Annotated in this window: 10 protein-coding genes; 5 read left to right on the forward strand and 5 right to left on the reverse strand. The window is 39.9% G+C overall.

Annotated features, from left to right (window positions below):
• Positions 1–11: 11 nt before the first annotated feature.
• The gene (smc, locus tag ABJV04_RS18740; protein ID WP_348493133.1) at positions 12–3,491 is read right to left on the reverse strand and encodes a chromosome segregation protein SMC; all 3,480 of its coding nucleotides are present in this window, start codon (positions 3,489–3,491) and stop codon (positions 12–14) included.
• 142 nt (positions 3,492–3,633) lie between these two features.
• Here smc and cysZ point away from each other — a divergent pair, with 142 nt between their 5' ends.
• Positions 3,634–4,386, forward strand: coding sequence for a sulfate transporter CysZ (gene cysZ / locus ABJV04_RS18745; RefSeq protein ID WP_348493134.1), 753 nt, complete (start codon positions 3,634–3,636; stop codon positions 4,384–4,386).
• Positions 4,387–4,476: 90 nt separating this feature from the next.
• Here the strand turns inward: cysZ and ABJV04_RS18750 are convergent, their stop codons facing one another.
• The 3 genes from ABJV04_RS18750 to nlpI form a co-directional block, all read right to left on the reverse strand.
• On the reverse strand, positions 4,477–6,159 hold the full coding sequence (locus ABJV04_RS18750) for an EAL domain-containing protein (RefSeq protein ID WP_348493135.1): 1,683 nt from the start codon (positions 6,157–6,159) through the stop codon (positions 4,477–4,479).
• A 95-nt stretch (positions 6,160–6,254) separates the two neighbouring features.
• Positions 6,255–7,691, reverse strand: a complete 1,437-nt coding sequence (locus ABJV04_RS18755; protein WP_348493136.1) for a hypothetical protein — start codon at positions 7,689–7,691, stop codon at positions 6,255–6,257.
• Positions 7,692–7,707: 16 nt separating this feature from the next.
• Complete coding sequence (nlpI, locus tag ABJV04_RS18760) at positions 7,708–8,601, reverse strand: lipoprotein NlpI (RefSeq protein ID WP_348493137.1); 894 nt, start codon at positions 8,599–8,601, stop codon at positions 7,708–7,710.
• A gap of 275 nt (positions 8,602–8,876) precedes the next feature.
• On the opposite strand from nlpI, the gene cdd reads away from it, so the two are divergent.
• The 4 genes from cdd (at position 8,877) to ABJV04_RS18780 (ending at position 12,336) form a co-directional block, all read left to right on the forward strand.
• Positions 8,877–9,269: a cytidine deaminase gene (gene cdd, locus ABJV04_RS18765; protein ID WP_348493138.1), complete on the forward strand. Its 393-nt coding sequence runs from the start codon at positions 8,877–8,879 to the stop codon at positions 9,267–9,269.
• Between the two features lie 166 nt (positions 9,270–9,435).
• On the forward strand, positions 9,436–10,674 hold the full coding sequence (locus ABJV04_RS18770) for an adenylate/guanylate cyclase domain-containing protein (RefSeq protein WP_348493139.1): 1,239 nt from the start codon (positions 9,436–9,438) through the stop codon (positions 10,672–10,674).
• A gap of 28 nt (positions 10,675–10,702) precedes the next feature.
• Entirely contained in the window at positions 10,703–11,854 is a 1,152-nt protein-coding gene (locus ABJV04_RS18775) for a cupin domain-containing protein (RefSeq protein ID WP_348493140.1), read from the forward strand.
• 23 nt (positions 11,855–11,877) lie between these two features.
• The gene (locus ABJV04_RS18780) at positions 11,878–12,336 is read left to right on the forward strand and encodes a GNAT family N-acetyltransferase (protein WP_348493141.1); all 459 of its coding nucleotides are present in this window, start codon (positions 11,878–11,880) and stop codon (positions 12,334–12,336) included.
• Positions 12,337–12,383: 47 nt separating this feature from the next.
• Here the strand turns inward: ABJV04_RS18780 and ABJV04_RS18785 are convergent, their stop codons facing one another.
• Entirely contained in the window at positions 12,384–12,812 is a 429-nt protein-coding gene (locus ABJV04_RS18785; RefSeq protein WP_348493142.1) for a DUF4826 family protein, read from the reverse strand.
• Between the last annotated feature and the right edge of the window lie 14 nt (positions 12,813–12,826).

Here is a 12,826-nt window from a genome sequence, read left to right on the forward strand (position 1 = left end):
ATACCCTATTTTTATGCTTGAGCAATTGCCACAGCTTCTTCAACATCCACAGCTACCATACGAGAAACGCCTGGTTCCGCCATAGTCACACCAGTCAAATGTTTAGCCATTTCCATCGCAATTTTATTGTGGGTGATATAAATAAATTGTACACTTTTTGACATTTCAGACACCAGCTTACAAAAACGCCCCACGTTGGCATCATCCAAGGGAGCATCAACTTCATCAAGCAGACAAAACGGTGCTGGATTTAATCTAAAAATCGCAAACACCAATGATAAAGCGGTTAACGCTTTTTCTCCACCAGAAAGAAGGTGAATTGTACTATTTTTCTTTCCTGGGGGTCTTGCCATAATTGTCACCCCAGTTTCGAGTAAATCTTCACCAGTAAGTTCCAAATAAGCGGAGCCGCCGCCAAAGACCTTAGGAAACAGTTCTTTGAGACCATTATTTACATTTTCAAAGGTCTCTTTAAAACGTGTTCGTGTTTCCCGATCAATTTTACGTATGGCACTTTCCAAGGTTTCCAAGGCAGCCATTAAGTCATCATTTTGATCATCAAGATGCTTTTTACGCTCGAATTGAATTTCATACTCTTCTACTGCGGCTAAATTTACCGCACCAAGACGAGAGACAGCTGCTATAGTGCTCTCCAATTGCTGCTGCCAACGGTTTTCTTCTGCTTCCTCTGGCATATTTTCTAGCAGACTTTTCAAGTTTTGGTTGAGCTCTTCTAAATGTTCTAAGGTACTGTTAGCACGCACACGATAACCTTCACACTCGAGTTTTTTATTTTCTAAAAGGCTGCGCATTTGTTGAATTTTATCCACAATTCCCTGCTGTCCTTTTTCTGCTTCGGACAATAAGTTTTCAACCTCGGCCAAGTTATCGCTAATTTGAGTTTGCTGTAACTCAACCTCCACACGCTGTTCTAATAGAATTGCCAGAGTATGTTCTTGTTCATCAGCAGGCTTAGCTAATTGTGCAAGTTCGTCAGAAAGTTGCTGTTTTCGGGTCTGCATTGATGCAACTAATTGTTTAGTCCGTTGATTGGCATCCCTAACACCTTGCATTTGGCTAGTTAGTTGCTGCAGCGATAAGGCGAGTTGATGTGAAGTATTGGTTAGAGTTTCAACCTGATGCCGAGCTTGCTGTTCCCGCTCGTGTAATTGAGATTTTTGTTGCTCGAAGTCGAGTTGCTTAACTGACATCTCTTCAAGTTGCAGCTCTAACTCTTGGACTTGTTCAGAGAATTGCTCAGATTGCATTTTTTCATCTTCTAATAATTGCAATTGGCGGTTAAGTTCCAAATCCAATTTATTCTGTCTTTGTGATGTTTGCTGTTGCTGCATTTCTAGCAAGTTGAGTTGGTTTTGGGTTTGAATCATTCCTTGCTCGGCTTGTACAAAGTCGGCTTGGTGTTGTTCAAGCTGTGATTCAAGCTGTTCAGTGGTTTGCGCTAACTGCAAAGTTACTTCTTCAATGTGCCGCAACTTTTCATCAACTAGTTGCTGGCGGTTGGCGGTTAATTCAGATATTTTTGCGGCTCTTTCAATCAATCCAGATTGAGTATCCGTATCCCCTAAATCTAACCAGCCTTTACCAAAACGCAGACCTTTTTTAGTGACAATACTTTGTCCCGGTTTTAAGGTAGCCAATAGTGCCAAGGCCTGTTCGTTGCTATCTACCGCTAACACTTGGGCAAACCAATCGGGCAATTGTGAGTTGCTGATTTTGCTTGCCAGAGTGCCTTCAGGTTTTATCTGACTCAATTGGTCTGCAAAGATAAGCTTGCCACTTTCCAACTGCACATAATCGTCAATATGAGTTCCTTCTTCTAACCAAAACCCTTGTTGCCATTCAGTAGTCACAGCCTCGACGGCTTTTTCCCATCCAGCTTCAACTTCTAACACTTTCCATAAAGGCTGGTAATTTTGTTGTTTGGATTCTAATAGTTGTTCCAGAGTTTGATGTTCACTCGCGGCGCTTTGCAAACTTTTCAACGCGGATATTTGCGCATCCAATTGTTGCACTTGTCCTTTAATTTCAAACAACTCATTTTGTTGTGCTTTTTCTTTTTCACGGGAACTAAGCAAGCTGGCTTTGCTATGTTCTAACTGATATTTAGCTTTATCAAAATCTTCTTTGGTTTGCCCAAACTGCAACTGTAAATTGTCGATTTGTTCGGCCACAACATCCTGTTCTAATTCACTTTGTTCTTGTTTTAACTCACCAATGCGTTGTTGCGTTCGCATTTGCATATTCATGGTAGATTGAATTTGACTATGGCAACTTTGCACTTGCTGTTTACAGTGTTGATAGGCCTTTTCATGATCATGAAAATCATTGTTCAGCAATCTCAATTCTTCTTGATGTTGAATTAACGTTTCTTGAGCATGTTCTAATTGAGCTTGTACCGCTTCGGACTCGGGATCAGACTCTGCAATCTTGATTTCGAGGTTTTCAAGTTTAGTCGTTTCTTCAGCCGCAATTAATTCAGACTCTTCAATTGATTGAAGAATTTGCTGTAGTTCGTTTTCAATTTGGCTGGCCCGTTGTTTGGCATGCAAACGATTTTGCTCCAATTTAGTAATATCAGTACCTAATTGGAAATTCTGTTTTTGTAAGTCGGTTAATTGTTGCTTAAAGTTTTGCTGCTGTTCCCGATAAACGGTAATTCCTCGTTCATCCCCCCGCTGCTTAGCCACAAAGGCTTCAACCTCATTATGCTGCCGCTCTATTTCACCTTCTAGGGAGGCTATATGTTCACTGTGTTTTAACCATCGTAATGCGGCGAGTTCACCTTTTAAGGTACGTTCTTTAGCTTTTAATTCTTGGTATTTTCGCGCAGCACTTGCTTGCCGTTGTAGTTTGTCAATTTGTTGCCCCAACTCGGAGCGCACGTCTTCTAAACGCTCTAAGTTTTCTTTGGTATGGCGAATACGATTTTCTGTTTCACGTCGGCGCTCTTTGTATTTGGATATACCGGCCGCTTCTTCGATGAACACACGCAGTTCTTGGGGTTTAGATTCGATTAAACGGGAAATGGTGCCCTGTTCAATGATTGCATAACTTCTTGGGCCTAAGCCCGTACCAAGAAATAAGTCAGTAACATCTCGGCGTCGGCATTTTGTGGCATTCAAGTAATAGGTTGATTGGGCTTCTCGGGTAACTACTCGTTTAACCGATAGTTCGGCATAGTTGGCAAATTCGCCTTGTATTCGCCCTGAAGAATTATCAAAAACTAATTCAACACTGCATTGAGACACTGGTTTGCGGGCATTCGAGCCATTAAAAATGACATCGGTCATGGCATCGCCACGTAAATTTTTGGCGGAGCTCTCCCCTAACACCCATCGTACCGCATCGATAACATTAGACTTTCCACAACCGTTGGGACCAACAATTGCTGTCATATCATCAGGAAACGGAATATTGGTAGGATCAACAAAAGATTTGAACCCAGCCAACCGGATTTTTTTTAAGCGCATTAGGGATAGAGGATCTTTATTATAGTTTGTAGTGAATGTATCAAATGTCATCAAGTGTAACAATTGAGGATTTGTATTGATTCAGTACAAAGTTATACTAAATGCCTATTTTTGAACGTAATCCGCGAGAATGAGTAAAAATATGCAAAGTAATAGTGGTGCAGGATATTTTCTGCAAGGCTTTTCATTAATTAAAACAAAAGGATTAAAACGTTTTGTGTTTGTTCCTTTGGCAGTCAATTTAATTCTTTTTTCAGTGGCCTTGTACTTTTTAGTCGGCCAAATTGAGTCTTCAATCATTTATATAGTTAACATTATTCCTGATTGGGAATGGTTGAGTTGGTTAAAACAAGGATTAGCCTACATTCTTTGGCCCCTAGCCGTGATCACAGTGCTATTGGTGTTTGCCCTTTTATTTGGAACCTTAGCCAACTGGATAGCTGCGCCTTTTAATGGTTTATTGGCTGAAAAAGTGGAATTACATCTTACCGGAAAAAGCTTAGGCGACACGGGTTTGCTCGATGTATTCAAAGATATTCCGCGCACTCTGGGACGCGAGATGGCCAAACTTGCTTATTACATTCCTCGAGCCATAGGATTTCTTATACTGTTTTTCCTATTGCCCGTTGCTGGTCAGGTTTTGTGGTTTTTATTTTCTGCTTGGATGATGGCGATCCAATATTGTGATTACCCGTTTGATAATCATAAAATTGGTTTTAAAACCATGCGCAGCACCTTAAATGAAAGCCGTACCCATTGCTTTTCATTTGGCATATTAGTGAGTGTGTTTTCGATGATCCCCATCATTAACTTTCTAGTGATGCCAGTGGCAATTTGTGGCGCTACGTCTATGTGGGTTCATGAATTACGAGATAAAGTGCCTAATCATCAATAAGAGGTTGGGAAGTGACTAATCGTCCTTAGATTGGTCACTTTACTATACTTTTCACTGGTGTTAACCGGTGTAAATTCAAACCTGATGAGATTATTCAGTCGGTGATGATTTTGTCTTCATAAAAGTTTCAAAATCGTCGCTGCTCAAGGGTTGGCTAAATAGATAACCCTGCATAATAAAACACTTATTTTGCGCCAAAAAATCTGATTGTAGTTTGGACTCAACCCCCTCAGCAACTACAGCGATTCCAAGCGTTTCAGCTAGTTGAATAATAGCCTTCACAATAATTTTATCATGGGGGTTATTATCTAAGTTACGCACAAATGACCGGTCAACTTTGAGAGTATCGACAGGTAATTGTTGTAAATAACGTAATGATGAATAACCTGTGCCAAAGTCATCCAGGGTAATACTAAACCCTGATGTCTTAATTCGAGTCAAACGCTCCAACAGATCGTTTTCGCTTTCTTGTAAGGTGCTTTCAGTGACTTCAATGCGAATAGCATCGGCAGGCACCTGATATTGTTTGATTAAACTATCAATTAAGTCAAAAGTGTTATGTTGATAAAACTGTCGGTTCGATATATTGATGGAAAGTGGGATCCGCTCATTTAATGACAAAGTCCAATGGTCTATCTGCTCAAATGCTTTGGTCAAGACTTGGTTAAAAACCTCGCGTATCAAATCTTTCTTTTCCGCAACACTTATGAATTCTGAGGCAGCTAAGACGCCTCGTGTTGGGTGTTGCCAACGCGCTAAACATTCAACGCCGACCACTCGATTAGTGCGCAGATCAAACACAGGTTGGAAATACGGAACAAACTGGTTTTCCTGCAGGCCTAGTTGTAATTCTTGTTCAACCACACGAATATCATTTAATTCTTGATTTAACGCGTCACTGAAAAATTGAAAACGATTACCACCATCATGTTTGGCTCGATACATTGCAGCATCGGCGTGTTGCAACAAAGATTCCGCAGTATCGGCGTTATCCGGATAAATACTCACGCCAATGCTGCATCCCACTTCCATGACATTAGTGCCACTTCGTAATGGTTTTTTAACCTCTCGAATGAGCTTTTCACAGACTTTTGATACTGTTTCAGTGTCTTTGATATTACTCATGATCACCGCAAACTCATCACCTCCCATACGGGCGATTAAATCGCTTTTGCGTAATGACTTTTGTAACCTTTCCGCAACAGCACACAACAACGCATCCCCCGCATCGTGGCCCATGCTGTCATTTACCAACTTAAACTTATCTAAATCCAGAAACAAAACTGCAAAACGTTTTGAAAGCCGTTGTGATTGACTAATTTCATGGTCGAATAATTGGCTAAATAAATATCTATTTGCCAACCCGGTTAAACTATCGCGATAGGCTAAGGTTGTTAAACTTTCATCAGGCAGTGAATCGACGGATTTGTCAGTCAGTCGCGCTAAAAAACAAATAAAACGTCCATCATCGACTATGGGAGAGAGGTGCAGACTGCAGCACACAAGCTGTTTAGACTTACCTGCGATCATCACTTCAACGGTGCAAGCCTCGGCAAGGGCTTCATTTAAAACACCTTGCCACTTATTCGTATTAGATTGCCGCAATAGGAAAATATCTTGTAACGAGCCAGTTGATTGACTTGTTTGATTGTCGCCAATGATCTGTAAAAACGCCGTATTGGAGAACAACAAATTTCCGGAGTCGTCCACCAATCCTGTGGGATCAGGCAAAAATTCATAGGCTTTACTTAGGGTGGTAACATCAATTGGCATTTTTAAAACATCTCATTTTTAATTGTTCACAGTCATTGTAGTTAAGCATTTCAAAAAATGTAGACGACTTTTCATGACGTACTAGACAATAATCATTATGAACGATAATCATTATATTTATACCACCAATACCCAGCCTGTTTATGATCTCCTGTTGATTCGTACCATTGTGCAAAATTAACATATATAGGTATTAAGCTAAGCTTGTCATTTAACGAATCACGCCAGATTTGCAAATACAAATCGGGGATCACACCAACATCATGATGCTCCATAAAGGTAGTTTGCTTAACGGGTTTATAGGCGTTACCCGGGGTTTGGTTACAAGTAGCCGTTTTAGTGAATTCGATTTTTTCGAATTTACGATGATATTGGGCAAACTCGGTGTCAACTATTTGCGGTTTGTTGTCAGCATACACCAAGTTTGGCGCTTGACCGGATGTGCATAGCTTTTCTGCCATCACTTGATCAATTTCATACTCATCAATAAACCCCGCAAAATGGGCCAGTTCATGTAAAAACACCTTATAATCGTCTTCCTTATCCAAAAACATTACACCGTTATGCACATTAGCAATGCCCTTGTCGGAAATAACAATTGCGTGGGTAAAATCAGTGGTACTTGCCAATTCAGATACGGCTTGCAATGAGCAAGTTAAACTTGATTGTGTTTTATTGCTACAGCCTAATTCGTCAGGCGCTAGCCACACAGGATGGTTGAAGCAAATAGGGAAAGAGCTAAAACGAGGATCAGATTGAAAACGCAGTGCTAACTCATCTACTTGCTCTATCGCTCGCAAAGAGCCGGCAATAAATTGTATATTGAGGGCACATTGGGGTTGCCTCAAATCATTGTTTATAGATTGCCTTTGATCTGACGCGTGCCAACGCATGCTTTCAATATCTGCAAGCAATGCTTGGGTTTGTTTTTGCACACTAGCATCTTGATTGTCAGCTTGTTTAAGCAACCATTTGATACTGTCCTCAGGACTCTGATTTAACCAAAGATGATCGGCATAAGCCCGACTTAGGTTAGGTTTGAGTTCCGCAGCTTTGTTTAACCAGTTATTTTCTGAATCGGATGTGCCTAACTGCTTAAACCAATAGTACAAAGAGACAATGGCTTCTTTATGGCCAGAGGACGCTGCATTTTCTAACAACCGGACCTTTGTAGAACCAGTAGATGATAACAAAGCTAGTTGGAATTGACTTTCAGCATCGCCTAGTTTTGCAGCTAGGGACAGATAATGCTTTTTGCTAGGTATGTCAGAACTGTTATTTGCAAGGTACAAGAATGCGTTTAGGGAGCCTATTTCGGCACTTTTGTGGATCCAATAAAGGTGTTCATGCTCAATGGCCATGTTCGCTAATAAGGTTAAAGCATCAGCATGTTTTTGTTCGGCGGCAATATAAAGTGGACTGTATTGCTGGGCTTTTCGGCTACCTAAATCATATAAAAAGTTCGGCGAAAATACGCTATCGGCCCTTAACAACAGGGAAATCAGGGTAAATAGCAGGAAGCGAAGTATCATTATTTACGCATTTGACTTAACTTTTTAAGTCTTCAGATGCCTGTTTACGTAACTTATCTATCTCCAGCCTTGCGTAACGATGCTCTACGTAATCATAAATGTTAGTGCTCAACACCATTTTAAAATAATTTAGAGCTAATCCCCGCTCACCACGACTTTCGTAAAACTTGCCCATGTAAAAATACACTTCGCACATACGCTGGTTTAGTTCAACGGTATTTTTAGGACCGATGACAAACCCATTTAATAATCTATTGCGGCTAACTTTGCCCAAGTAAAAATCAACAATTATTGTGCCCCAATGATCATCGGAAAGGTTTTCACGGTGTTGTTTTAATTCCACCAACGCAGCTTCTTCATTCACTTCTTTATGCGCTAAATAAAGCCATAGAGCAGAAAAAGGATTTTCTTTGTCTTTATTATAAAACCGATAGAGATCTTCCATGGCTAGTTCATTACGCTTGCCGTAATAAAGTGCGATCCCTCTATTTAATAACGCAAAATCTAACTCTGGATTAATTTCTAAAGCAGAATCGAACGACTCATAGGCCTCGTTAAAGTCCATTTGTTGGGTGAAGTGAATGCCAATAGAATTATACGCTTCGGCCATATCTGGCTTTAATTGTTTAGCGCGACCAAAATCGTATTGTGCCAACCCAGCTAATCCCACAGTATCGTAATGGGTACCGCGTAAAAATAACAATTCGGCTTTTTCTTCATTACTCAATGATGTTTGCGTCAGTATTTGATTGTATCTAGCAATGGCTAGCTGCGATCTAAAGTTTAAAGGTTGCGGCTCAGGAATAAGAATACTTTCGACTTTTGAATGCAGCGCTGAACCCGAATTGATACTGCACCCAGTAAGGCCTGAAGAAATAAGAAATAAAGATAACAAAAGGTGTTTATTCATATTGAATTGTAATGGCACTTGAAAGTTGGACAAATGTAACAGAAATTAAATCTATCTAGATTTAAAGGTTAAGAAAATAACGCCCAAAAGAGCAAGATAAGACTCGCCTATTTAGCCCTGAAAGTAAAGCCTAGCACTGCACAAATACGTATTAATCAGACCTAAACTAGCGCTTTTTATTATAGTAATTAACACTCTATTTTGATAAATACTTGTCAACACCTTAGGTTTTATCGCAAACTGTGTGGCCGTTTTAAAAATGTAAGATAAAAAACTTGGAAAATAACACACAAAAACTAATCCAGGCGGCTAAACAAGCACAATTAAACTCCTACGCCCCTTATTCAAATTTTAGAGTAGGCTCGGCAATTTTAGCGGATAACGGCAAAGTATATGCTGGATGTAATGTTGAGAATGCAGCTTACCCCCTTGGGCAATGTGCCGAGGCCGGTGCAATAGCGTCCATGATTCTGGATGGTGGCAAAAAAATCGTTAAAATTTTAGTCGCCAGTCCAAACGAAAAAATCTGTCCTCCATGCGGTGGTTGTCGCCAAAAAATCAAAGAATTTGCAGACAAAAATACCGAAATATTGATGTCTGACAACCAAGGTAATATTCAATCGGTTGATATAGCTGGCCTATTACCCTTCGCATTTGAACTCGACTAACCAGCCTAGTGATATAACAAATGAAGAGTTAGGAAACCGAGAACGTATCAGAGCCAATTTAGTTAAGAATTATATTTGAATAAAACTAGACTTGCTTCATATGGGAAAAATGCAACTTTGTTGCTAGGTTTAAAGATATAGGAATTAATTCGGCAAGGATTGCCAAATGATAAAAGATCTATTTCGGCAAATTGCCTTTCTCGGTATCAATGAAAACGATTTAGACAACTTTAGCCATATAAAAATAGTTAATACGATCTCGTTAATGGTTTTAACTTTTTTAGTTATACAACTGCCATTTATTGTGGGCTTTTGGCAGTATGGTGGTTTTCCAGTACTAGTATTGTGCGTTCTACACATTGTTATTTTTATCCAAATACTTCGTTTCAATTGGCGTCATCATTTCGTTTCTGCCAGAGCCCTACTCATGTACGGATTCGTTTCCTACATTGGAATTTCCAGTGTTATTTGGAGCATAAACTTACAGTTTCATTTTTTCTTTTTAATTGGCTTATTTGTTAGTCCCTTTCTGTATCGAGACTGGGAAAAGCGACAGTACATTCCTAATTTGGTTATTTATGTTGTGTGTTTTTGTGGAATTGAAGCATTTTGGCAATTTCCTCGGCATACATTGCAACCCAATGAAGTCGAGAAGTTTTGGCTAACTATGGGAACATGTCTGATGATATCTGGCGCGGCCATCACCTCAAGCCTGTTGGTTTTCCAAAATACTCGCAGAGCGCATTTGAGAATGAGTCGAGACAAAGCGCGTATATCCCATCTATTACAGAAAACCTTACCTAAACCGTTAATTAAACGACTCCTAACAAACTTTACAAACAGTCATTCAAGTATTCCATTAGAGCAACATTCTTGCTCGGTATTATTTGCAGATATTCAAGGCTACACCCAGCATTGCAGTAGTTCTAACACTCAACAAACAATGCAGTTACTAAATGCATTTTATTGTGAATTTGATTTAATTAGTCGTCAAAACCAACTGCAAAAGATAAAGACCAATGGTGATCAATATATGGCTGTATGCGGTATTTACGAAAAACGTCTTAATCCCGCCATACAAACTTGTCAGGCCGCAAAAACAATGCTGCACAGCTTCAATAATCTTTGTCACCAGCTAAATTTAAACCTACAAATAAGAATTGGTATTGCTAGCGGACCTTTAACCGCTGGCTGCGTTGGATTGGACAATATGCTTTTTGATGTGTGGGGAGAAACCGTCAACCTAGCCTCCCGCTTAGAAAGCCACGGGCAAGCAAGTAAAATTTTAGTCTGTCAAAATACGTATTTACATAGCCGAGCAGCGATTAAATTTGAGCGCGAACAGAAGCTTAATCTCAAAGGACTTGGTACACTGACAGCTTATTTTATGAGTGAGATCCAATAACCTACAATTAAGGAAATTGTTAATCTAAATGTATACTTTAAACCTTCCCAATAAACAGCGTTTTCTAGAGGATTATTGGCAGAAAAAACCGGTAGTTATCCGCCAAGCTTTTGCTAACTTCAGTGATCCTTTGGACGAACATGAACTTGCGGGTCTTGCTCAAGAAGAAGATATCGACTCACGGATCATCTCCAAGAAAAAAGGTGTTTGGGCAAATTCACAGGGGCCTTTTTCAGACTTTACGCCCCATTGCATCGGCGATTGGTCGCTGTTGGTACAATCTGTTGATCACTATATTCCCGAAGCTAAAATGTTGTTAGACAGTTTCGATTTTATTCCTAATTGGCGAGTCGATGATTTGATGGTCAGTTACTCTGAAACCAATGGTGGCGTTGGACCTCATATTGACCAATATGATGTATTTATTATTCAAGGCCGTGGTTCAAGACGCTGGCAAGTTGGCGCAAATAAACACTACGACTCCATTCAGCCAGCTAAAAATCTAAAACAAATTACCGGCTTCGATCCCATCATTGACGAAATCCTTGAGCCTGGTGATTTAATTTATATTCCGCCTGGCTTTCCACATAATGGCGTTGCGTTAACACCATGTTTGAACTATTCCGTAGGGTTCCGAGCCCCCACTCAAAGAGAGTTGCTAGATGGATTTGTTGACTATGCACAAGCCAAAAATTTGTTTAATCACCGTTATAGCGATCCTGATATCTCGTCGCGAGACTCGCGCTTTGAAATCAAATCGTCTGAGATTGAAAAAATTAGAAACATGTTTAAGGATATGATCGACTCTGTTCATTTTGATGATTTTATCGCGACTTATTTTACAGAAACCAAAGACATAGATATGTATTCGGCTGATTTAACAGAAAATTATACCCTTAATGAAATCATTAATATGCTCGACGATGGGGTGATGTTTCAGCGCAAACTCGACACCAGAATAATCCAGCAAAAAATGAGATTTAACGATAAATATCAGATGGTTACCTGGGTAAACCAACATCGAATAAACGTTGAGCCTGAACATGAAGATATGCTGTCGGCTATGCTAAATTCTACTATTTTGGATAGCGAAGAGAAAAATAATTACGCTAACGGCTTAATTTTTAATCAATTATTGGCTAGACTCGTTAATTCAGGGGGTTGGTACCCTGATATTTAACGAACTTTAAGGAGACTGCTTCAGTGACGTTAACAGTCCAAAACGTTGACTGGGAAAAAGCAAAACATACATTAAGTAGGTTAAGAGAAAAGGTTTTTGTTTACGAATGGCGCATTCCTAGAGAATGTGAATTTGATCAACAAGACATGCATGCTGTACATGTGCTCGTACTTGACAAAGAAAAACAAGAAATCGCAACAGGCAGGTTAACCACTCGCGGGGAAATTGGTCGTGTTGCAGTTGTTCCAAAATTTCGTGGGCCAGAAGTCTACCGCACACTGTTCGCGGCACTAGTTGATAACGCTAATCGATTAGGCTTGCAACAAGTATACGTCCAGTGTGACTTGGAAGGGGTAGAATACTATAAAAACCAAGGATTCAACCCAGTCGGTCCAGTTTATATGGATGCAGGAATAGCCAGACAAAAAATGGCATGTTCTACCGCAGAATTTTCACTCAACCGAGTGGAATTGACTCACTAATACAGCACCTTAGGTGCTGTATTTTTTCATCACATTCATTTCTAACTTTAGGCTTTACCGCCCTTTATTTCTTTCCACAGCTCTTCTTGATTATAAAGTGCATAAAGTCCTTCAGCTCGCATAACTAACATTTCAGCAAACTGTTTTTGCGTGGCGTCAATGTTGCCACTCTCTTCAATATCCTGTGCCTTTAACTGCCATTGGAAAGAAAATCGACGAAGTACATCCCTAGCACTTTTCTCACTTTCATAGGGCATAAAATCGCAAGGTAAGTCGCCACTTATCACCCAATAATACTTGTTATCTAATGCTTTTATTTTCCAAACGGCTACATAAGGAGCTAAATATCGACATTCTTCAGTCACCACTGAATCGAAAATAACGCCATTTTCTGCCAAATGTTTATTTGCTCGTTGAAACTGTGAACGTACCCATTGAGTCATTTGCTCCTGACTCATTTTTTGAGGTTCTGTCATAACTATCCTTATCG

This window comes from Aliiglaciecola sp. (assembly GCF_039982535.1).
In the GTDB taxonomy this organism is placed as follows: Bacteria; Pseudomonadota; Gammaproteobacteria; order Enterobacterales; family Alteromonadaceae; genus Aliiglaciecola.